This window comes from Pseudomonas sp. RIT-PI-AD (assembly GCF_025642785.1).
Lineage (GTDB): Bacteria > Pseudomonadota > Gammaproteobacteria > Pseudomonadales > Pseudomonadaceae > Pseudomonas_T.
Genome location: NZ_JANZKU010000007.1, coordinates 87,850 through 108,644 on the forward strand (window position 1 = coordinate 87,850; position 20,795 = coordinate 108,644).

The window sequence follows — 20,795 nt, forward strand, 5'->3', positions numbered from 1 at the left end:
GCCCCGCAGCCGATCGGGATCGGCAGCCTCCGCTGTGATCTCCCGGAATGACCATATCTGTGGGATGACTGTCGTTGTGGCCAGGCGCCGGGGCGCCCACACTCCTTCCCATGCCTGCCCGAGAAGATTTCCATGGATGCCCTGAAATCCGTTGCCTGCCTGACCTACCCCCACGTCATGAGCCTGGACGTGAGCGGTCCGTTGCAGGTGTTCGCCTCGGCGAACGTCGAATGCCGTCGCCTGGGACAGGCGCCCGCGTACCGGATCGAAGTCCTCGGCGAACGGGCGGGTCCGGTGCCCACCTCGGCCGGCTTCCAGTTGGTGGCGGATCGGGCCTGGCCCGAGGTCGACCCCGCCGCGCTGGATACCCTGCTGGTTCCGGGCGGCCAGGGGGAGGCCGCGCAATGCGCGAATGCGGCGCTGTTGAGCTGGCTGCGCAACGCCGAGCCGAAGGTGCGCCGGCTCGGCTCGGTGTGTTCCGGCGCGCTGATCCTGGCGGCCGCCGGCCTGCTCGACGGTCGTCGCGCCACCACCCACTGGGCGGACGTCGAGGCGCTGCGCCGGCATGACCGGGTCCTGGTCGACGGCGACCGCCTGCACACCTATGACCCGAGCGGGCGCGAGGGAGACGGCCACGTGTTCACCTCCGCCGGGGTCACCGCCGGTATCGACCTGGCGCTGGCCCTGGTGGAGGACGACCTCGGCCGCCCCTTGGCCCTGGCGGTGGCGCGTCGCCTGGTGATGTTCCTGCGCCGCCCGGGCGGGCAAACCCAGTTCAGCGCGCTGCTGATTCCCGAGCCGCAACGCACGCCGCGCCTGCTCGGCCTGCTGGAGTGGATGGCGCAGAACCTCTCCGCCGACCTGTCCCTGGACGCCCTGGCGGAACGTGCCCACCTGTCCCCGCGCAGCCTGTCGCGGCTGTTCGTCCAGGAACTGGGGCTGGGGCCGGGCCGCTACGTCGAACGCCTGCGCCTGGACGCCGCGCGGATGCTGTTGCAAGGCCACGGCGCGTCCATCGCCACGGTGGCGCGCCTGACCGGCTTCCGCCATCCGGAGAACCTGCGGCGGACCTTCCACAAACACCTGGCGGTGAGTCCGCAGGACTACGCCGAACGCTTCGCCTGAGCCACGAGGTATGCGCCATGCTGATCCTGCGCCCCGGTTGCGAAAGCTGCGACCGTGACCTGCCCGCCGACAGCGCCGATGCGCTGATCTGCTCCTTCGAGTGCACCTTCTGTCGCGCATGCGCGGAGCGCCTGCACCGGCGTTGCCCCAATTGCGCCGGTGACCTGGTGAGGCGACCGATCCGCCCGCCGGAGGCGCTGGCGCGTCACCCCGCCTCCACCCTGCGGGTCCATCGCCCCCTCGCCTGACCGCGCCGCCACGCCACCGCCGCTCCCACCCACGAGGAAACCGCCATGCTGTTAATGAGCAATGCGTCGATTCGCCTGCTGTTCGTCGCCCAGGCCCTGTACTGGAGCTGCTCGATGATCGGTGTGACCCTCACCGGCCTGGTCGGCCTGCAGCTGTCCCCGCTGAACGGCCTGGCGACGCTGCCCCTGGCCTTGCTGGTGCTGGGCAACCTGCTGGCGGTGCAGCCCCTCTCGCTGTTCATGCAGCGCCACGGCCGGCGTGCCGGGCTGCGCCTGGGTGCCAGCGGAGGCGTGCTGGGCGGGCTGCTGTGCGCCGTCGGCGTCGGCTGCGGGGACTTTCTGACCTTCTGCCTGGGCGCCTTGCCCATCGGCGCCTACCAGGCGTCGGCGATGTACTACCGGTTCGCCGCCCTGGAAGCCGTGGACGAGCGCTACAAGGGCCGCGCCACCGCCTGCGTGGTGGGCGGCGGCGTCTGTGCCGCGCTGTTCGCCCCGAGCCTCGCGCTGTGGGCGAAGAACGCCCTGCCGCTGCCCTTCGTCGGGGCCTACCTGGCCATCGCCGTGCTCGCCGGCCTGGCGGTGCTGCTGTTGCGGCACCTGCGCGAAGGTGCCGCGCCGCGGCCCTCCAGCGGCGGCTGGCGCACCCTGGGCGGACTCTTGAAGCGCGCGCCGATCCGCGCGGCCGTCGCCACCACCGCGGTCGGGCACGGGCTGATGATCCTGGTGATGAATGCCACGCCGCTGGCGATGCACGGCTGCGGCCTGTCGCTGGAGATCAGCGCCAACGTGATGCGCTGGCACATGCTCGGGATGTTCCTCCCCGCCTTCGTCGCCGGGCCGCTGGTGGACCGCCTGGGTAGCCGACGCACCGCCCTGCTGGGCGGCGCCATCCTGCTGGCCAGCGCGGCCATCGCCCTGAGCGGGGTGGGCGCCGGGCATTTCCTGATCAGCTCATTCCTGCTTGGCCTGGGCTGGAACCTGATGCTGGTGGCCGGCACCACCTTGCTCGGCAGCGGGCATGGCAGCGAAGAGCGCGGCCATGCCCAGGGCCTCATGGAATTGGGCAACGGCACGGTAGCCGCCTGCGCGTCCTTCGCCTCTGGAGCGCTGATCAGCGGGTACGGCTGGAGCGCGGTCAACCTGGCCATTCCGCCGCTGATCCTGCTGGCCTGGATTCTGCTACTGCCGGCCCGCCGCCGGGTGACCGAAGCCGCGCCCTGACTAAGGGCGCCTCGCCGGGGTGGCGCTCAGCTTTCTGCCGCGACGTGCTCGGCTAGCGGATACCTCTTGACCGCCTTGCTGCCGAGCGCTCGGCGCGCCCCTCACGGCCGCCTCAACATGAGCCAAATTCATACAAAACGCCGGGTCGGCCGTCCGAGGCCACGTTTGCTATCATCGCGCCTCCGTTCGCCCCGCCCCAGGTAACGCTTCCATGTCCGACCGCAGCGCTCGTCTCCAGGCTCTCCAGCAGGCTCTCCGCGAGCGCATCCTGATCCTCGACGGCGGCATGGGCACCATGATCCAGAGCTACAAGCTGGAAGAGGCCGATTACCGCGGCCCGCGCTTCGCCGACTGGCCGAGCGACGTCAAGGGCAACAACGATCTGCTGCTGCTGTCGCGTCCGGACGTGATCCAAGCCATCGAGAAGGCCTACCTGGACGCCGGCGCGGACATCCTGGAAACCAACACCTTCAACGCCACCCGCGTATCCCAGGCCGACTACGGCATGGAAGAGCTGGTCTACGAACTGAACGTCGAAGGCGCGCGGCTCGCCCGCCAGGTGGCCGACGCCAAGACCGCCGAGAACCCAAAGCGGCCGCGCTTCGTCGCCGGCGTGCTCGGCCCCACCAGCCGCACCTGCTCCCTGTCCCCGGACGTGAACAACCCCGGCTACCGCAACGTCACCTTCGACGAACTGGTGGAAAACTACAGCGAAGCCACCAAGGGCCTGATCGAGGGCGGCGCCGACCTGATCCTGATCGAGACGATCTTCGACACGCTCAACGCCAAGGCGGCGATCTTTGCCGTGCAGGGCGTGTTCGAGGAACTCCGCGTCGAGCTGCCGATCATGATTTCCGGCACCATCACCGACGCCTCCGGCCGCACGCTCTCCGGGCAAACCACCGAGGCGTTCTGGAACTCGGTGCGCCATGCCAGGCCGATCTCGGTCGGGTTGAACTGCGCCCTCGGCGCCAAGGAGCTACGGCCCTACCTCGCCGAACTGGCGTCCAAGGCCGAGACCCAGGTTTCCGCCCACCCCAATGCCGGTCTGCCGAACGCGTTCGGCGAATACGACGAGAGCCCGGCGGAGATGGCCAGCGTGGTCGAGGAGTTCGCCGCCAGCGGTTTCCTCAACATCGTCGGCGGCTGCTGCGGCACCACTCCGGCGCACATCGAGGCCATCGCCCAGGCCGTGGCCAAGTATCCGCCGCGGGCGATCCCGGAGATCCCCAAGGCCTGTCGCCTGTCCGGCCTGGAACCCTTCACCATCGATCGCGACTCGCTGTTCGTGAACGTCGGCGAACGCACCAACATCACCGGCTCGGCCAAGTTCGCCCGGCTGATTCGCGAGGAAAACTACAGCGAAGCCCTGGAAGTCGCCCTGCAGCAGGTGGAAGCCGGCGCCCAGGTGATCGACATCAACATGGACGAGGGCATGCTGGACTCGAAGGCGGCGATGGTCACCTTCCTCAACCTGATCGCCGGCGAGCCGGACATCTCCCGGGTGCCGATCATGATCGACTCCTCCAAGTGGGAGGTGATCGAGGCCGGGCTCAAGTGCATCCAGGGCAAGGGCATCGTCAACTCGATCTCCATGAAGGAAGGCGTCGAGGCCTTCAAGCATCACGCCCGGCTGTGCAAGCGCTACGGCGCCGCCGTGGTGGTGATGGCCTTCGACGAAGCCGGCCAGGCCGACACCGCCGCGCGCAAGCGCGAGATCTGCCAACGCAGCTACGACATCCTGGTCGACGAAGTCGGCTTCCCGCCGGAAGACATCATCTTCGACCCGAACATCTTCGCCGTCGCCACCGGCATCGAGGAACACAACAACTACGCGGTGGACTTCATCGAGGCCTGCGCCTACATCCGCGACCACCTGCCCTACGCGCTGAGCTCGGGCGGGGTGTCCAACGTGTCCTTCTCGTTCCGCGGCAACAACCCGGTGCGCGAAGCGATCCACTCGGTGTTCCTCTACTACGCGATCCAGAACGGCCTGACCATGGGCATCGTCAATGCCGGCCAACTGGAAATCTACGACGAGATTCCCCGCGAACTGCGCGACGCCGTGGAAGACGTGGTGCTCAACCGCACGCCCAACGGCACCGACGCGCTGCTGGCCATCGCCGACAAGTTCAAGGGGGACGGCAGCGTCAAAGAAGCGGAAACCGAGGAATGGCGTTCGCTGCCGGTGGACAAGCGCCTGGAACACGCGCTGGTCAAGGGCATCACCGCCTTCATCGTCGAGGACACGGAAGAGTGCCGCCAGGGCTGCGCGCGGCCCATTGAGGTCATCGAGGGGCCGCTGATGAGTGGCATGAACATCGTGGGCGACCTGTTCGGCTCGGGAAAGATGTTCCTCCCCCAGGTGGTCAAGTCGGCGCGGGTGATGAAACAGGCGGTGGCCCACCTGATCCCCTTCATCGAAGCGGAAAAAGGCGATAAGCCGGAAGCCAAGGGCAAGATTCTGATGGCCACGGTCAAGGGCGACGTGCACGACATCGGCAAGAACATCGTCGGCGTGGTGCTCGGCTGCAACGGCTACGACATCGTCGACCTGGGCGTGATGGTGCCGGCGGAGAAAATCCTGCAGACCGCCCTCGCCGAGAAATGCGACATCATCGGCCTGTCCGGGCTGATCACCCCATCGCTGGACGAGATGGTCCACGTCGCCCGCGAGATGCAGCGCCAGGGCTTCAGCCTGCCGTTGATGATCGGCGGCGCCACCACCTCGAAGGCCCACACGGCGGTGAAGATCGAACCCAAGTACCAGAACGACGCGGTGGTCTACGTCACCGACGCGTCGCGCGCCGTCGGCGTGGCCACGCAACTGCTGTCCAAGGAACTCAAAAGCGGTTTCGTCGAACGCACCCGCGCCGACTACGTCGAGGTCCGCGAGCGCACCGCGGCGCGCAGCGCGCGCACCGAACGCCTGAGCTACGCCGCCGCGGTGGCCAACAAACCGGCCTTCGACTGGGCCGGCTACCAGCCCCCGGTGCCCTCCTTCACCGGCGTCAAGCTGCTCGACGACATCGACCTGGCGACCCTCGCCGACTACATCGACTGGACGCCGTTCTTCATTTCCTGGGACCTGGCGGGCAAGTACCCGCGCATCCTCACCGACGAGGTGGTCGGCGAAGCGGCTACCGCCCTGTTCGAGGACGCCCAGGCGATGCTGAAGAAACTGATCGACGAGAAGCTGATCCGGGCCCGCGCGATATTCGGCTTCTGGCCGGCCAACCAGGTACAGGACGACGATCTGGAGGTCTACGGCGAGAATGGCGCGCGGATCGCCACCCTGCACCATCTGCGCCAGCAGACCATCAAGCCGGACGGCAAGCCCAACCTGTCCCTGGCCGACTTCGTCGCGCCGAAGGACAGTGGCGTGCGGGACTACATCGGCGGCTTCATCACCACCGCCGGCATCGGTGCCGAGGAGGTCGCCAAGGCCTATCAGGACAAGGGCGACGACTACAACTCGATCATGGTCAAGGCCCTCGCCGACCGCCTCGCCGAAGCCTGCGCCGAATGGCTGCACCAACAGGTGCGCAAAACCTGGTGGGGCTACGAACCGGACGAGCACCTGAGCAACGACGAACTGATCAAGGAAGCCTACAAGGGCATCCGCCCGGCACCCGGCTACCCGGCCTGCCCCGACCATACCGAGAAAAAAACCCTATTCGCCCTGCTCGACCCCGAAGCCCAGTTCGACAAGGCCGGCCGCAGCGGCGTGTTCCTCACCGAGCACTACGCGATGTTCCCCGCCGCGGCCGTCAGCGGCTGGTACTTCGCCCATCCCCAAGCGCAGTACTTCGCCGTGGGCAAGATCGACAAGGACCAGGTCGACAGCTACACCGCACGCAAAGGCCAGGACCTGGCGGTGAGCGAGCGTTGGCTGGCACCGAACCTCGGCTACGACAACTGAGGCTTACCGGGGCGCCTCGGAATCGGCACCACGGGTGCTTTTCGGCATTGGCTTAGCCGGCGCCGCAAGCGGGAACTGGATGAACGCCGGCTTCGCCGATCGGAGGGCCTGGCCGACGATGCAGCAGCCGCGCGAGCCGCATGCCCCGGGAATGCGCTAACCGCTTGAGCCACGCCGACACAACGCCGCACGCGATGCCAGGGGCCTTGATCCAGGCCCCTGGCATCGCGTCGACCTTCGCAGCCGCCTTCACCGATGCTCCAGCACGTTGACCAGCTTGCCAAAGGGGTCGCGCACGTAGAACCGGCGCACCCCCCAGGGTTCATCCACCGGGCCATACTCGACCACGAAACCCGCCGAGCGCATGCGTTCATGGACCGCATCGAGGTCATCCACCTCGATCGACAGATCCGGCACCGGCGTCCCCGAGCCGCCCTCCGCCGCCACGCTGAGCTGGACACTCATCTGCACCGGGTTACCGAAAGTCTGGATCCAGCCGTGGTCCATCAGCAGCTCGAGCCCGAGCACGTCTTGGTAGAAGCGTTTGGCCGAGGCTACATCCGGGGTCGCGATATTCGCGATGATTCGTCTGACGCTCATACAGATCTCCTTTCGAACAAGCGGGGTGGCAAGTCGGACAACCGCGATGGACGAACTCGAGCCCCAGGACACGTCTCACCGCTACACGCAGGACGAGCGCCTGGTCCAGACATGCCTGCGAAATGCAGCGAGGCCGCAGGTCCATGCCATTACAGGCGGCGCCGAACAGGCATCTAACCAAGCGTGCCCAGGGCGAAACCTGTAGCATAGGCGCCCTTTCTTTGCGTCGATCACGGCCAAAGTCCCGACCCCTGGCGCCCTGGACAACTCGCACCGCCCGGCGCGAAATGCCCGAAGGAGTCGAGAGATCGACTCCCGCCACGACGGAGCTCCTATGAAATACATCCACCAGCGCGAACACCTCAATGAAGACGACATCGTCGTCATCGAATGCTCGCAGACCTGCAACATCCGCCTGATGACCGACGCCAATTTCCGCGCCTTCAAGAACGGCGGCCGCCACGCCTACCACGGCGGCGCCTTCGATACCTTCCCGGCGAAAATCGTCGTGCCCAGCACCGGATTCTGGAACATCACCCTCGACACCGTCACCCGCCGCGCCATCAGCGTCACCCGCAAACCGACGCTGAAACACTCGATCAAGATCGTCCGCCGCTCCCACTCTCGCCTGCGCTGAGCAGACACGGCGGCGGCTGAGCATCGCTGCGCCCTCCAAGTTCCTGCATCGCGGGTCGCCGCTGCGCCACACCGCGTGAAACCTGTGGTTCGCTTTCGACATCACTTACCTTTCGCCTCTCTCATCCTTTTCGCCCGACTATCAACGTCGAACAAGGCAAGAAAGACTCGCAGGGCGTGCCCTGGTGGAAGAACAGTTGCCAACCCTGAGCGGTGAGTCGCCAGAGCGAGGAACGGTTGGTGTGGCGATCCAGCGCGCCCTGCCGATCGATGCCGGCCGATCGGTAGGTGAGCAAGGCAGCCTCGGCGCCGAGCGGCTCGACGTGGAAATCCTGCGCCCACAGAGGCGTTCGCTCCTGCTCGGCCGGGAGCAAGGACAGGGCGTCATCCCGGCCATAGGCGGCGCCCGAGCGGCCGAATTCCCTGAAGCCTGGATGCAGGAGCCGCTCCAACCGCGCCACGTCCCGCCGGATGTCCGGCTGATGCAGCGCTCTTTCCAGGGCTTCCAGCGTTTCCAGCAGTCCTGCGTGCTCCATGGGGAGACCTCGACGTGAAAGTGCTCGATGAAACCACAGACGGGGCGACTTTTCTCACCCAGCCATTCAACGCCGAGCCGGGCTTGGTTACTCTGCGGGTATCGTCCGGGCTCTCCCCGCCCCGCTGCCACTTTCCTATAGGTCCACCATGCCAGCCGAATCGCTCTACCTACTCGATCAACTGGAAACCGCCGACATGCTGGAGATCGACGGCCTGCATGCGTCGCACTTCACCCTCGACGATGACTTGCTGGACCGTGCCCAGATGGCTGCCGAGGCCGGCGAGCCCTTTGCCAGCGAAGACATCGTGGTGCGCATCGAAGCCTCGGTCGGGCGAGAGCGACGCCGCTGGGCATTCAGCTATAACGCGGTGATGGAAGCGCAGCACCTTGCCGAGGACGGCGCCTGGCTGCTGGGCGACGAGCCCCGCCATCGCCTCGTCTGCCTGGGCGCCATCGGCGTCGACAGCGACGACTGAGCGGCGGGCAAGCAGGCCTCGGCCGCTGCCAGGCGGAGGCGAAAATCGAATGAGTCGACAGGAGCTACAGGATGCACACCGGCCGTTGTCTATGCGGAGGCGTAAGGTTCCGAATCGAATCGGAATTGGCGCCCATCCAGATTTGCCACTGTTCGCAATGCCGGCGGGCCCAGGGCACGCCCTTTGCCAGCAACATTCCGATCAAGGCCGCGGCGTTCCGCTTGCTCAGCGGCGCCGAACTGCTCAGCAGCTTCGAGTCCTCCCCTGGTAAACGCCGGGTGTTCTGTGGCACTTGCGGCTCGCCCCTCTACAGTCAGAAAGACGCCGTGCCGGATGTGCTGCGCATCCGCGCGGGGCTGATCGACGGTCCCCTGGAAGTCCGTCCCGTCGCTCACGCCTACGTGGCCTCCAAGGCCGACTGGTGGTGCATAGCCGATGGCTTGCCGCAGTTCGAAGGGCCAGCTATCCCGCCTCCGTCCACTCCCGGCTAGACGCGGGCACATACGCGATGTCGGCGTCGACGTGACCCCATCGCACGAATCTGCCCGGACGAAGCGTTGCCTCGGTTAACGCCGGTTCGAAATGCCCGCGATACCTCGTAAACTGCGCGCCCCGTCGACCCGGTCCCGCCCGGCCTTCGCGCGGCGACTTTTCGTACCGAACCCGACGATCGGAGGTAGCATCCGCGCACCATGCGTATCCAAGACATTCATCGACAGCTCGCCGACCTCGGCGCCAAGCCGCTGCACATCGGCCGGATCGACCGTGCCTGGCTGCGCGGGCTGCCGCTGGACACCGGCACCCGCAACCAGCGCGCCCAGGACTTCCTGCCGCTGAGCGTACGCGGCGGCCTGCCGGCGCTGAGCACGACGCTGGACGGCCTCGCACGGCTGCGTTCCGAGCACCCCGCGGCGGATGGTTCGGCGCGCCTGCTGGTGGCGCTGGCCGATGGGCAGACGGTGGAAAGCGTGCTGTTGCCGCGGGACGGCCTGTGCGTCTCGACCCAGGTGGGCTGCGCGGTGGGCTGCGTGTTTTGCATGACCGGCAAGAGCGGCCTGCTGCGCCAGGTGGGCAGCGCCGAGATCGTCGCCCAGGTGGCCCTGGCCCGCCGCTTCCGGCCGGTGAAGAAGGTGGTGTTCATGGGCATGGGCGAGCCGGCGCACAACCTGGACAACGTCTTGGAAGCCATCGACCTGCTGGGCAGCGAAGGCGGTATCGGGCACAAGAACCTGGTGTTCTCCACGGTGGGGGATCCGCGGGTGTTCGAGCGCCTGCCGCAGGAGCGAATCAAGCCCGCGCTGGCCCTTTCCCTGCATTCCACTCGCGCGGACCTGCGCCAGCGCCTGCTGCCGCGGGCACCGCGGATCGATCCGGAGGAGCTGGTCGAGCTGGGCGAGACCTATGCGCGCCGCTTCGGCTATCCGATCCAGTACCAATGGACCCTGCTCGCCGGGATCAACGACAGCCAGGAGGAAATGGACGGCATCCTCCGGCTGCTCAAGGGCAAGTTCGCGGTGATGAACCTGATCCCCTACAACAGCCACGAGGGCGACACCTACCAGCGGCCGGAGGGCGCGCGCATCGTCGAGATGGTGCGTTACCTGCACAGTCGCGGGGTATTGACCAAGGTACGCAACTCCGCCGGGCAGGACATCGACGGCGGCTGCGGGCAATTGCGCGCGCGTGCCCAGGACGGCGCGAGTCTGCCGCAGAAGGCGCCACGCCTCATCGGCCGGTCTACGGCCTGAACGGCGGACGACCTGATCGGCGCGCTCCCGCGGCTGGCCCCCGGCTCATCGAAGTGCTTATCCGCGCGCTGTGCGCCGGGCTCTATTGCTTGGCTTCCTGCCCCATGGCTACACCGTCGCCGGTGTCGAGCGTTTGCTCGAGCCATATGTCGCCCTGCGGCACCCCTATTGTCAGTAGCCCGGGTGCGCCATCGGCCAATCGAACCTGATGAGCAAGGCCCCGCCTGCTGGCTCAACCCGGCAGACCACGCGCAACTCGCTGAATTGCTGATGCGCCCTGTTCATCACTGGGTGTCGCAAACACCGGTGCAGGACGCCATTGCCTGTGGCGGCGAGCGTCTGAGCGAGGCGTGACTGTCGCGGCGGGTGCAAGACTGGGCAACTTGCGGTGCAAGGCGGCCGGGCGCGATGGTGGCGATGGCGCACCGCGCTCCCCGAATTGCCGGTGTCGATCCCGGCCCTCGGTGGCTGGGTGCGGCCGACCTGCCCCTGAATCCGCAAGGGTCATGGCTGGCGAAAGCCGGGTCGCCAAGGGCTCGCGCCTTCGGCTTTCGAAGTGTTTCTTCACTCTCTGCGGGTAATGTCCATTCCGGTTATACCTGCATATACGTCTCATTTACGCCTTTAACTGGCGTAGGTGGTGACACAGGTCACACGAGGGGGCTCAAGCCACCTCCCCCACCACGCCAATTCTTTAAAACCCTTAAACAACTAGGCGGCACAATGCAATCTGCGGACCGGCAAGGACATCGCAAGAAGGCTTCAATGCACAAGGGGGCAGGCATCGTCTGCCTATCGGTATCGGCAGCGTTACTGTCGTGGGGCAATGCGGCATTGGCCAAACCGGTAAAGATCGACATTCCCAAGCAACCACTGGACAGCGCCTTGCGCGAGTTTGGTCAGCAGACCGGTTTGCAGGTGCTCTACTCTGCCGACTTGATTCGCAACGCCCAGTCTTCAAGAGTGTCCGGCAACCTGGAGTCGGATACGGCCCTTCAGTTGCTGCTTGACGGCACCGGTTATGGCTTTCATATCGAGAACGGCACGGTCATCCTCGAGGCCAGAACCGCCAGCACGGAAGGTATCACGCTGCAACCGACGGCCATCACCAGCCAGGGCATGGGCGAGGTGACCGAAAACAGCGGCGCGTACACCACGGGGGCGGTGAGCGTGGGTTCCAAGACTCCGACCAGTTTGCGGTACACGCCACAGGCCGTCAGCGTGATGACCAGTCAGTTGATGGAGGACAAGGGCGTTACCGAACTTGAGGACGTGCTCCGCTACGCGCCGGGCATCACCGTGCAGAAGACCACCAGCAACGGGTTCAGTTATTACTCTCGCGGCTTTGCCATCGACAACATCCAGATCGACGGTGCCGCGCCCATGGCGCTGACCTCGACGGCGACCAGTTTTTACTCGCAACGCATGTACAACACGGTCGAATTCGATCACGTGGAAGTGCTCAGAGGCGCGGGTGCATTGTTCGGTGGCGTAGGCGACCCGGGCGGTGTCATCAATCTGGTGCGCAAGCGAGCCCTGCCCGACTTCAAGTTGAAGTTCGAGGCGGCTGCTGGTTCCTGGGACAACTATCGCTCGCAAATCGATGTCACCGGCCCCCTGACCGACGACAGGAGCATCCGCGGTCGCCTGGTCGTGGACTACGTCGATCGCCAGTATTCGGTCGACAATATGGCCACCGAAAAGCCGACGGTGTACGGCGTGATCGAAGCCGATATCACCCCCTCCACGACGCTTACCCTGGGCGGCATGTACGAGCGTAACCACTCCAACAACTACCTCGGGCTACCGCGCTATAGCAACGGCGACGACATCGGTCTGCCTCGCCACACAGGACTGGGCCAGAAATGGTCGTACACCGACAACACCGCGCAAGAGGTCTTTGCCAAGGTCGATCACTATTTCGACAATGACTGGAAACTCAACGTTTCCTACACCAATACCCACGATGCGGGCAGTTCTCTGGCGGCGGTGACCGGCAACGCGGTCAACCCTGTCACCTTGGCCGGCCCGGTCTGGCGCGGCAGCGTCAACCGCTACTGGACCAACCAGAACCTGGTGGACAGCAATCTGTCCGGCAGCTTCGACGCGTTCGGCTATGAGCACCAGTTCGTGGTGGGGGCCGACTACCAACGGGTTACCAGCCAGTGGAAAGGCTCGGGTGTGTTGTCCCACAGCGGCACGCCCGTGAACGTATTCGACCCGGGCTATTGGGACCCTAACCCGATTTCCTATGCGACGCCCCGCGTCTACAGCCCGAACACCCAGGAGCAGTACGGTTTGTATTCGCGCTTGACCTTGCAGGTGGCGGACCCCTTCAGGGTCATCCTCGGCGGGCGCCTGGCGCGTTACCACTTCGAGCAGACCTATAAGAACGCAGGCGTGGTGCAGAGCGAGATCGACATGCGCGAACCTACGCGTTTCGTTCCCTATGCCGGGGCGATTTACGACCTGGACGATCAGTGGTCGCTGTACACCAGTTATTCGAAAATCTTCAAGCCACAGCAAAGTTATCTGAAAGGGCCGGTCACCAGCAGTCAGACGCTCGAACCGTTGGAAGGCAAGACTTACGAGTTCGGTCTCAAAGGCGAGCTGTTCGACGGCCGTTTGAATACCGGTGCCGCACTGTTCTACACCAAGCGTGAAAATGGCGCGGTGCAAGATCCCGATTACGCGGCCGAGTCTGTCCTCTGGGGCGGCAGTTGCTGCTACCTGAATCAGGGCGAAGTGATCAGCAAGGGCATCGAGCTGGAAGCGTCCGGTGAGGTCATGAAGGATTGGAACGTCATGGCCAGCTATGTCTACAACAACAACCGCAACAAGACCGACAGTGTCGCTTTCAGCAGCATTACGCCCAAGCATCAAGTCAAGCTGTGGACCACTTACCAACTGCCTGGCCCGCTCGACGACTGGACCCTGGGCGGCGGGGTCAATCTGCAGAGCGCAACCTACGCCAGCGGTACAGCCTCAAGGATCGACGGCGCGGGTAACGTGGTCGAGACCGGTATTCCATTCGATTACAGCCAGAGCGGCTATGCGGTCTATGACGCGATGCTGAAGTACCGCGTGGACGACCACTGGAGCCTCACCTTGAACGCCAACAACCTGTTCGACAAGGTGTACTACCAGACGGTCGCCAGCACTGTGAACGGCAACTTCTATGGTGAACCACGTAATTACATGCTGACGTTGCGCGGCGAGTTCTAAGTGACCCACCCACCGGCCTGACGCTCAGGCTGGTCTGGGGAAGGCGGCGATCCTTGCAACGAGGGTCGCCTCGCTTCGCGCCTTGGCTGGCAGCAGATAAATCCTCACCGTCCGGCCTACAAGCTGCCCAAGGCTTCGGCACCACTACCGAGTGGTGAGACTGCGCCGCTGGTATTGCCGGGCGCCGCCGCGGCAACCGGCAGGATGACGCCTCCGCAGCACTTATCATGTCCAACTGCCCGCAAAGCCATTGGACCGGCTGGCGCTTCGTGAAGAGCTTCAATCTCGGGCGCTATCCGCCCCGCGGCTGGATGAGCGAGACCGCGGAGGAAGCCTGGCGGGTGCCCTGGTCATCGTGGTCCTGCTGTCGATCCTGGCCACCGCCTGGAGGATGACGACGTCCGTCACGCCCTCGCCCCGGCGTCATCCAGCGGCGCCAAGTGATCCGCCAGCGCCCGCGCATGGGGCGATAACCCGTCGAAATCCACCGCGCAGAGCCGCAATTGCCGCAGGGCCCAGTCATCCTCCAGGTGGAGAATCCGCAAGGCGGCGGCGCGGCGGTGCCGGCGCGCGGCGGTCTCCGGCAGGATGGCGATGCCCACGCCCTGGCCGACCAGCCGGCACAGCGCGCCGAAGCTGCCCATGCGCACGCGAACCGTCAGGTGCTGGCCGGCTTGGGCGGCCTTGCTCACCAGGTGCTGCTGCAGGGCATTGTCGCTGGGCATGCCGACGAAGACCTGGTCGGCCAGGTCGGCGAAGCGCACCCGGCGGCGCCCGAGGAAATCCCCATGGGCCCGATGGGTCACGCACACCAGGCGGTCCTCGCAAAACGGCCGCGAGGCCAGCCCGTGACGCTCCTCGTGGGCCGCGAGAATGCCCAGTTCCGCCTGGCGCCGGGCCAAGGCATCGAGGATGGTGTGGCTGGGACGCTCCTCCAGATCCAGGTCGATGTGCGGATGGCGCAGCAGGAACGCACCGAGCAGACCGGGCAGGTATTCGCTGAACGCCGCGGTGTTGGCCAGCAGCCGCACCCGACCGCGCAGGCCATCGGCGTAGCGGCCCATGTCGCCCACCAGCAGCTCCAGCCGGTGCAGCATCGCCCGCGCGTGGTGCTCCAGCGCGCGCCCCGCCGGGGTTGGGCGCGCGCCGCGGCGATGGCGCTCGAGCAACGGCGTCCCCAGGGCGTCCTCCATCGACTTGATCCGCGCGCTGGCCGAGGCCAGCGCCAGGTGCGCGCGGTCGGCGCCGGCGGTGATGCTGTCGGCCTCGACGATATGGAGAAAGAGCCGCAGGTCGCTCAGGTCGAATCGCATGCCACCTGTCCTCCGAAAAAGCAGCCTTCGTCCCATACGAAGGCTGACCCTCTGCCGAAGCATATTGTGCGGGTTGTCCGCCTGCCGCAACGTGACAAGGTTTTCTTCCAACGGACAAAGGCGATGCTGATGTTTTCCGCGCTGGTGTTTCTGCTCGCCGGGCTGGTGAAAGGTGTGCTCGGCATGGGCTTGCCGACGGTCGCCATGGGCTTGCTGGCGCTGGTGATGACGCCGGCGGAAGCCGCCGCGCAGCTGTTGATCCCGTCGATGCTGACCAACCTCTGGCAGTTGTTCGCCGGGCCCGCGCTGGCCGGTCTGCTGCGCCGACTGTGGCCGATGCTGGCGGGTATCTGCGTCGGCACCCTGCTCGGCGCGCGTTGGCTGGTGGGCAGCGATGCCGGCTGGATCGCCGGGGCGCTGGGCGCGATGCTGGCGTGCTACGGCCTGCTGGGGCTCAGCGCCCGCCGTTTCGGGGTGCCGCCCCGGCAGGAAGTCTGGCTGTCGCCGCTGGTAGGGCTGGCGACCGGGCTGGTCACCGGCGCCACCGGGGTCTTCGTGATCCCGGCGGTGCCCTACCTGCAAGCGCTGCGGCTCGACAAGGAGGACCTGATCCAGGCCCTCGGACTCTCGTTCAGCGTCTCCACGCTGGCCCTGGGCGCGGGCCTGCTGCACCATGGAGCGCTCCAGGCCACCGATCTGGGCCGCTCGCTGGTCATGCTGGCGCCCGCCATGCTCGGGCTCGGCCTCGGCCAGTGGTTGCGCCATCGGCTGAGCGAGGCGCTGTTCCGGCGCCTGTTCTTCATCGGCCTGATAGTGCTCGGCATTCACCTGATCATCGAGGCCCTGTTGCCATGACTCCGCCCACCGCTGTCGATCGGTCCCCGCCCTCCCCACGGCTTCTTGCGATGTCCGCGTCGCGGCTGGCCACGGCGACCCCGCCATGACGGCGGCCGAGCGCCAGCGGGACAGCCGCATGGACCTGGCGACCGAACCGGTGGAACTGATCTGCCGCGACGGCCAGGTCCTGGGCGGCCAATGCTGGCGACCCGAGGGATCCGAGGCGGGCACCGTGATCGTCAACAACGCCACCGGCGTGCTGGCCCGCTACTACGCCCGCTACGCCGCCTTCCTCGCCCGCCAGGGCTATTGCGTGCTGACCTACGACTACCGCGGCATCGGCGCTTCGCGCCCCTCCGACCTGCGCCACGCACGCATGCGCTGGCGGGATTGGGGCGACTACGATTTCGACGCGGCGGTGCGCTGGGCGCGACAGCGTGATCCCCTGGGCTTGCTGGTCACCGTGGGCCACAGCATCGGCGGCTTCCTGCCGGGCTTCGCGCCGGCCGCGGTGCAGGTCGATCGTTTCCTCACGGTTGGTGCCCAATACGCCTATTGGCGCGACTATGCGGCTGATCGACGGCTGCGCCTGGCATGCAAATGGCACCTGGCGATGCCGGCGCTGACCGCGCTCTACGGGTTCTTCCCCGGCCGCCGCCTGGGCTGGCTGGAGGACCTGCCGGCCGGCGTGGCCTACGAATGGGCGTTCCGCCGCGCCCGCATGGAGCTGAGCTATCCACGCGCCGAACGCGCCGAGACCCTGGCGCGTTTCGCCGCGGTCCGCGCGCCGATCCTGGCCTTGAGCATGAGCGACGATGAGTTCGGCACGCCGGCGGCGATCCGCCGCGGCCTGGACTATTACCGCCGCAGCGATCGTCAGCGCGTGCAACTGCGGCCTCGCGACCTGGGCCTGGAAAAGGTCGGGCATTTCGATCCCTTCCACGACCGGCATTGCACGGGTCTGTGGCAGGCGAGCCTGCAATGGATCGCCGAAGGGCGTCATCCCTGGACGGTGGATGAACACCTGCCTGCGGAAGGCTGACCCCGCAGACCGATGAATAGGCGCCCGGCAGGTGCGGCTAGCGCCGACCCGCCGGGCAAGCGCTACCGCGATCCTGGGCTGGCTTGACCCTCGGTTGTCCCTGACGCGTTCCTCCCCCGCTCGAACGCCCGGATAAAAGGACGCGTGCCCCTTGATAAGCGCCCGGCACTGCTGCGTAATCGCCGCCGCGCCATGACGCGTAGGGTCACCGCGCCTCAGTGTGGGTTGGCCAGGGACGACGGGCGCCCGAGCACCCTTTCCCCCGCCAGGACAATCGGCTTATGCGAATCTCCCTTGTATCGAACGGCCAGCTCCTCACGCCGGAACGGCCCGATGGAGCGGTGCCCTGGTGGAGCTTCACCAAAACGGTCCTCTGTGCCGCCGCCCTGTCATTGGTGCGCGACGAACTGATCGGCCTCGACGACCGGGTTCCCGAAGGCCCGTTCACCCTGCGCCAACTCCTGGGGCATCGGGCCGGGCTGGCGGACTATGGCGAACTGGCCGACTACCATGCCGCAGTCGGTCGCGGCGAGGCGCCCTGGTCGGCGGACGACATGCTGCGGCGGCTCGACGCCTCCAGCTTGCGCTATCCGCCCGGCAGCCAATGGCGCTACTCCAACGTCGGCTATCTGTTCGTGGCGCGTCTGCTCGAAAGGCTCACCGGCCTGCCGCTACAACGGGCGCTGGAGCGGTGCGTGCTGGCGCCACTCGGGTCGCGGGCTCGTCTCGCCACCACGCCCGAGGACCTGTGGGGCGAAGACCGAGCAAGCGTGGCGGCCTACGCGCCCGGCTGGGTCTACCACGGTTTGCTGACGGGTACGCTCTCGGACGCTGCGCTGTTGCTGGATCGCCTGCTGGGCGGCTCGCTCTTGCCGCACACCCTGCTGGAGGAGATGCAACGGGCGCTCGTGCTCGGTGGGCCGATCCCCGGCCGGCCCTGGGCCGCTCCCGGTTATGGCCTCGGCTTGATGATCGGCGTGACGAAGGGCGGTTTGACGCTTCGTGGCCACACGGGCAGCGGGCCGGGCAGCGTGGTGGCGGTCTACCGCTGCGTTCGGGGCGGCCAGTCGGCATCTTGTGCCGTATTCAGCGAGGGCGAGGATCAGGGCGCCGTCGAGGCAGAGGCCCTCGCCCACCTCGCGCGGGCCTTGGAAAGGAAAGAGGTCGATTAGTGGGGTCGCGAAGAATGCCAACCTGACGAGGCATTTCCGGTGAAGCCGGTAGGAAATCCTTCGCTCGGAGCGTGAAGCAGAACCTCGTCGGCGACCGCCGCAAACGCGAAGGGCGGGCCTTTCGGACCCGCCCTTCATCTTCGTGGATAAAGCGGCTCAGTTATCCCGCGCGTCCTTGGCATCCATCTCCGCGTTGCGCGCGTGGACCCGTTTGAGTTGATCGTCGGTGAGAGGGACCTTTTTCGCCGTGTCGCGCAACATCATCAGGCCGCCGATGATGGAACCGATGGCGACGACCAGTATCAGCCAGGCATACCAGGGCATTCGAATCTCCTTATGCGCCGCTTCTCGGCATCAGGGTGTACCGGTTTCGATCACCCGGGCTTTTCGCCGGTTCCCTGGGAAACGGCTTTTCTCTGCGCGGCCTCACCGGCCGACACCGCCTGCATGGCGCTGTCGTCCTTCAGGGCGACGCCGCTCAGGCCCAGGCGCAAGGCTTCCCGGGCCAGGTAGGCGAGTTTGTGGGTCGCCTGGGCATAGGGCAAGCCCTCGGGACGGACGTTGGAGATGCAGTTGCGCTCGCTGTCCATGCGCCCCACCCGCGGCTGGTAGGTCAGGTATAGGCCCAGGCTGTCCGGCGAACTGAGCCCCGGGCGCTCGCCGATCAGCAGCACCACCAGGCGTGCGCGCAAGGCTTCGCCGATGCCGTCGCCCAGGGCCACGCGGCCTTGCTCGGCGAGCACCACCGGGATATTCGCCCAATCGCCGGCGAAGGCTTCGCGAAAGCCGCGGAGCACCGGCAGCGCGTGCCGCTGCACGGCGATGGAAGACAGCCCGTCGGCGATCACCACCGCCAGCTCCGCGGCCGCCGGCGCTTCGGCCAGGCGCGCGCGGCAGCCCTCGTCCAGTTGTCGGCCGCGATCGGGTCGCAACAGATACGTGTGCCGGTCCGCGGCGTCGCTCTTCACCCGCAGGGTCTGGAAGCCGGCCTCGCGCAACTGGGCGTCCAGTTCGCCGAAGTCCAACGGCCGGTGCACCGCGTCGCGGGCCTGAGCATGGGCCAGACCGAACTTCAGCACCTCGGCGGTGGGCAGGCTGGAGCCTACCCGGCCGAGGGCGATGCGCGCGGACGTATGGCTGCGCAGCTCGTCCCAGGGATTGCCCTGCACCAGGGTCTTATCGGTCATGACGGGCCTCCCATGGCCTGGAGTCATACGGGAAAGGGCGCGTCACGCCGCCCCCGACAGATGCGGTAACTGCCGCAGCAGCGCATGGCCGCGACCGATCTCGCGCAGGCGTCCGGAGGGTTCGGTGATGGCCATACGGGTCAGCCAGGCGTCGAATTCCGGTGCGCGTTCGAGCCCGAGCAGGCTGCGCAGGTAGAGCGCGTCGTGGAACGAGGTGCTCTGGTAATTGAGCATGATGTCGTCGGCGCCGGGGATGCCCATGATGAAGGTGATCCCCGCCGCGCCGAGCAGGGTCATCAGGGTATCCATGTCGTCCTGGTCGGCTTCGGCGTGGTTGGTGTAGCAGACGTCGCAGCCCATGGGCACGCCGAGCAGCTTGGCGCAGAAGTGATCCTCCAGGCCGGCGCGGATGATCTGCTTGCCGTCGTAGAGGTATTCCGGGCCGATGAAACCGACCACGGTATTGGTCAACAGCGGCTTGAACTCGCGCGCCACGGCGTAGGCGCGCGCCTCGCAGGTCTGCTGGTCGATGCCATGGTGGCCGCCGGCGGAGAGCGCCGCGCCCTGCCCCGTCTCGAAGTACATGAGGTTGTCGCCGAGGCTGCCGCGCTTGAGGCTCTGCGCCGCGTCGTGGGCCTCGCGGAGGATCGCCAGGCTGACGCCGAAGCTGGCGTTGGTCTTCTCGGTGCCGGCGATGGACTGGAACACCAGGTCGACCGGCGCGCCCGCCTCGATGGCCTGGATCTGCGTGGTGACGTGGGTCAGCACGCAACTCTGCATGGGAATCTCGAAGTGCTGGCGCACCTCATCCATCATCTGCCACAGGCGCATCAGGGTCGGCAGCGAATCGCTCGCCGGGTTGATCCCGACCACCGCGTCGCCCGACCCGTAGAGCAGGCCATCGAGCAGGCTGGCGGCGATGCCGCGCACGTCGTCGGTGGGATGGTTCGGCTGCAGGCGCACGGAGAGATGGCCCGGCAGGCCGATGGTGTTGCGAAAGCGCGTCACCACCCGGCACTTCTTCGCCGCCAGGATCAGGTCCTGGTTGCGCATCAGCTTGCTCACCGCCGCGGCCATTTCCGGGGTAATGCCGGGTGCGGTGGCGCTCAGGGTGGCGCTATCGGTGCTGTCCAGCAACAGCCAGTCGCGGAAATCGCCGACCGTCAGGTGGGCGATGGGGGCGAAGGCGGCCGCATCGTGGCGGTCGAGGATCAACCGGGTGACTTCGTCGGCCTCGTAAGGCACCAGCGCTTCGTTGAGGAAGGTTTTCAGCGGCAGGTCGGCCAGGGCGATCTTCGCCGCCATGCGTTCCTCGTAGGTGGCGGCGGCGAGCCCGGCGAGGTAGTCGCCGGAGCGCGCCGGGCTGGCCTTGGCCAAGAGCGTCTTGAGGTCGGCGAAGCGATAGGTCTGGCTGCCGACGACGGTTCGATAAGACATGTGCGGGCTCCGTAGCGAATGCGATCGGGACGCCGGGCGCTTGCCCCCATCGGGGCGAGCGGCCCGGC

General features: G+C 66.7%; 18 protein-coding genes. 12 read left to right on the forward strand and 6 right to left on the reverse strand.

Annotation, left to right across the window (positions count from 1 at the left end):
• Positions 1–132: 132 nt before the first annotated feature.
• From OGL92_RS08595 to metH, 4 genes are all read left to right on the forward strand, one after another.
• Complete coding sequence (locus tag OGL92_RS08595) at positions 133–1,125, forward strand: DJ-1/PfpI family protein (protein ID WP_263142749.1); 993 nt, start codon at positions 133–135, stop codon at positions 1,123–1,125.
• A gap of 17 nt (positions 1,126–1,142) precedes the next feature.
• The gene (locus tag OGL92_RS08600) at positions 1,143–1,373 is read left to right on the forward strand and encodes a DUF1272 domain-containing protein (RefSeq protein ID WP_263142752.1); all 231 of its coding nucleotides are present in this window, start codon (positions 1,143–1,145) and stop codon (positions 1,371–1,373) included.
• A 48-nt stretch (positions 1,374–1,421) separates the two neighbouring features.
• Complete coding sequence (locus OGL92_RS08605) at positions 1,422–2,594, forward strand: MFS transporter (protein WP_263142992.1); 1,173 nt, start codon at positions 1,422–1,424, stop codon at positions 2,592–2,594.
• A 211-nt stretch (positions 2,595–2,805) separates the two neighbouring features.
• Complete coding sequence (metH, locus tag OGL92_RS08610) at positions 2,806–6,516, forward strand: methionine synthase (protein WP_263142754.1); 3,711 nt, start codon at positions 2,806–2,808, stop codon at positions 6,514–6,516.
• A gap of 249 nt (positions 6,517–6,765) precedes the next feature.
• Here the strand turns inward: metH and OGL92_RS08615 are convergent, their stop codons facing one another.
• Complete coding sequence (locus OGL92_RS08615) at positions 6,766–7,116, reverse strand: glyoxalase superfamily protein (protein ID WP_263142758.1); 351 nt, start codon at positions 7,114–7,116, stop codon at positions 6,766–6,768.
• A 334-nt stretch (positions 7,117–7,450) separates the two neighbouring features.
• Here OGL92_RS08615 and OGL92_RS08620 point away from each other — a divergent pair, with 334 nt between their 5' ends.
• A complete protein-coding gene (locus tag OGL92_RS08620) occupies positions 7,451–7,753 on the forward strand; it encodes a DUF1883 domain-containing protein (protein WP_263142763.1) in 303 nt (100 codons plus the stop codon).
• Between the two features lie 121 nt (positions 7,754–7,874).
• Here the strand turns inward: OGL92_RS08620 and OGL92_RS08625 are convergent, their stop codons facing one another.
• Positions 7,875–8,288: a DUF4440 domain-containing protein gene (locus OGL92_RS08625; RefSeq protein ID WP_263142764.1), complete on the reverse strand. Its 414-nt coding sequence runs from the start codon at positions 8,286–8,288 to the stop codon at positions 7,875–7,877.
• 148 nt (positions 8,289–8,436) lie between these two features.
• On the opposite strand from OGL92_RS08625, the gene OGL92_RS08630 reads away from it, so the two are divergent.
• The 4 genes from OGL92_RS08630 to OGL92_RS08645 all read left to right on the forward strand — a co-directional run bounded on the left by OGL92_RS08630 (position 8,437) and on the right by OGL92_RS08645 (position 13,739).
• Positions 8,437–8,766 (forward strand): DUF5629 family protein, encoded by a 330-nt coding sequence (locus tag OGL92_RS08630; protein WP_263142766.1) that lies wholly within the window; start codon positions 8,437–8,439, stop codon positions 8,764–8,766.
• 125 nt (positions 8,767–8,891) lie between these two features.
• On the forward strand, positions 8,892–9,257 hold the full coding sequence (locus OGL92_RS08635) for a GFA family protein (RefSeq protein WP_346659491.1): 366 nt from the start codon (positions 8,892–8,894) through the stop codon (positions 9,255–9,257).
• Positions 9,258–9,458: 201 nt separating this feature from the next.
• Positions 9,459–10,514 (forward strand): RNA methyltransferase, encoded by a 1,056-nt coding sequence (locus OGL92_RS08640; protein ID WP_263142769.1) that lies wholly within the window; start codon positions 9,459–9,461, stop codon positions 10,512–10,514.
• Positions 10,515–11,237: 723 nt separating this feature from the next.
• Complete coding sequence (locus tag OGL92_RS08645; protein ID WP_263142770.1) at positions 11,238–13,739, forward strand: TonB-dependent receptor; 2,502 nt, start codon at positions 11,238–11,240, stop codon at positions 13,737–13,739.
• Between the two features lie 404 nt (positions 13,740–14,143).
• Here the strand turns inward: OGL92_RS08645 and OGL92_RS08650 are convergent, their stop codons facing one another.
• Complete coding sequence (locus tag OGL92_RS08650) at positions 14,144–15,052, reverse strand: LysR substrate-binding domain-containing protein (RefSeq protein ID WP_263142771.1); 909 nt, start codon at positions 15,050–15,052, stop codon at positions 14,144–14,146.
• Positions 15,053–15,175: 123 nt separating this feature from the next.
• Here OGL92_RS08650 and OGL92_RS08655 point away from each other — a divergent pair, with 123 nt between their 5' ends.
• The 3 genes from OGL92_RS08655 to OGL92_RS08665 all read left to right on the forward strand — a co-directional run bounded on the left by OGL92_RS08655 (position 15,176) and on the right by OGL92_RS08665 (position 18,103).
• Entirely contained in the window at positions 15,176–15,907 is a 732-nt protein-coding gene (locus tag OGL92_RS08655) for a sulfite exporter TauE/SafE family protein (RefSeq protein WP_263142772.1), read from the forward strand.
• A gap of 118 nt (positions 15,908–16,025) precedes the next feature.
• Positions 16,026–16,931 carry an alpha/beta fold hydrolase gene (locus tag OGL92_RS08660; protein WP_346659493.1) on the forward strand — a complete coding sequence of 302 codons (906 nt, stop codon included), beginning with the start codon at positions 16,026–16,028 and terminating at the stop codon, positions 16,929–16,931.
• A 281-nt stretch (positions 16,932–17,212) separates the two neighbouring features.
• Positions 17,213–18,103 (forward strand): serine hydrolase domain-containing protein, encoded by an 891-nt coding sequence (locus OGL92_RS08665; RefSeq protein ID WP_263142775.1) that lies wholly within the window; start codon positions 17,213–17,215, stop codon positions 18,101–18,103.
• A 156-nt stretch (positions 18,104–18,259) separates the two neighbouring features.
• Here the strand turns inward: OGL92_RS08665 and OGL92_RS08670 are convergent, their stop codons facing one another.
• Genes OGL92_RS08670 through OGL92_RS08680 form a run of 3 tightly spaced genes read right to left on the reverse strand, consistent with a single transcriptional unit; the run spans position 18,260 to position 20,727 of the window.
• The gene (locus tag OGL92_RS08670) at positions 18,260–18,427 is read right to left on the reverse strand and encodes a DUF2897 family protein (protein WP_263142780.1); all 168 of its coding nucleotides are present in this window, start codon (positions 18,425–18,427) and stop codon (positions 18,260–18,262) included.
• Positions 18,428–18,477: 50 nt separating this feature from the next.
• Positions 18,478–19,290, reverse strand: coding sequence for an ethanolamine ammonia-lyase subunit EutC (gene eutC / locus OGL92_RS08675; protein WP_263142781.1), 813 nt, complete (start codon positions 19,288–19,290; stop codon positions 18,478–18,480).
• 42 nt (positions 19,291–19,332) lie between these two features.
• Positions 19,333–20,727: an ethanolamine ammonia-lyase subunit EutB gene (locus OGL92_RS08680; protein WP_263142785.1), complete on the reverse strand. Its 1,395-nt coding sequence runs from the start codon at positions 20,725–20,727 to the stop codon at positions 19,333–19,335.
• Positions 20,728–20,795: the final 68 nt, after the last annotated feature.

What these genes read in the sequence shown, in the direction of transcription:
- OGL92_RS08595 (WP_263142749.1), top strand. Translation starts at nt 133, where the DNA reads ATGGATGCCCTGAAATCCGTTGCCTGCCTGACCTACCCCCACGTCATG.
- OGL92_RS08600 (WP_263142752.1), top strand. Translation starts at nt 1,143, where the DNA reads ATGCTGATCCTGCGCCCCGGTTGCGAAAGCTGCGACCGTGACCTGCCC.
- metH (WP_263142754.1), top strand. Translation starts at nt 2,806, where the DNA reads ATGTCCGACCGCAGCGCTCGTCTCCAGGCTCTCCAGCAGGCTCTCCGC.
- OGL92_RS08615 (WP_263142758.1), bottom strand. Translation starts at nt 7,116, where the DNA reads ATGAGCGTCAGACGAATCATCGCGAATATCGCGACCCCGGATGTAGCC.
- OGL92_RS08620 (WP_263142763.1), top strand. Translation starts at nt 7,451, where the DNA reads ATGAAATACATCCACCAGCGCGAACACCTCAATGAAGACGACATCGTC.
- OGL92_RS08625 (WP_263142764.1), bottom strand. Translation starts at nt 8,288, where the DNA reads ATGGAGCACGCAGGACTGCTGGAAACGCTGGAAGCCCTGGAAAGAGCG.
- OGL92_RS08630 (WP_263142766.1), top strand. Translation starts at nt 8,437, where the DNA reads ATGCCAGCCGAATCGCTCTACCTACTCGATCAACTGGAAACCGCCGAC.
- OGL92_RS08640 (WP_263142769.1), top strand. Translation starts at nt 9,459, where the DNA reads ATGCGTATCCAAGACATTCATCGACAGCTCGCCGACCTCGGCGCCAAG.
- OGL92_RS08645 (WP_263142770.1), top strand. Translation starts at nt 11,238, where the DNA reads ATGCAATCTGCGGACCGGCAAGGACATCGCAAGAAGGCTTCAATGCAC.
- OGL92_RS08650 (WP_263142771.1), bottom strand. Translation starts at nt 15,052, where the DNA reads ATGCGATTCGACCTGAGCGACCTGCGGCTCTTTCTCCATATCGTCGAG.
- OGL92_RS08655 (WP_263142772.1), top strand. Translation starts at nt 15,176, where the DNA reads ATGCTGATGTTTTCCGCGCTGGTGTTTCTGCTCGCCGGGCTGGTGAAA.
- OGL92_RS08660 (WP_346659493.1), top strand. Translation starts at nt 16,026, where the DNA reads ATGGACCTGGCGACCGAACCGGTGGAACTGATCTGCCGCGACGGCCAG.
- OGL92_RS08665 (WP_263142775.1), top strand. Translation starts at nt 17,213, where the DNA reads ATGCGAATCTCCCTTGTATCGAACGGCCAGCTCCTCACGCCGGAACGG.
- OGL92_RS08670 (WP_263142780.1), bottom strand. Translation starts at nt 18,427, where the DNA reads ATGCCCTGGTATGCCTGGCTGATACTGGTCGTCGCCATCGGTTCCATC.
- eutC (WP_263142781.1), bottom strand. Translation starts at nt 19,290, where the DNA reads ATGACCGATAAGACCCTGGTGCAGGGCAATCCCTGGGACGAGCTGCGC.
- OGL92_RS08680 (WP_263142785.1), bottom strand. Translation starts at nt 20,727, where the DNA reads ATGTCTTATCGAACCGTCGTCGGCAGCCAGACCTATCGCTTCGCCGAC.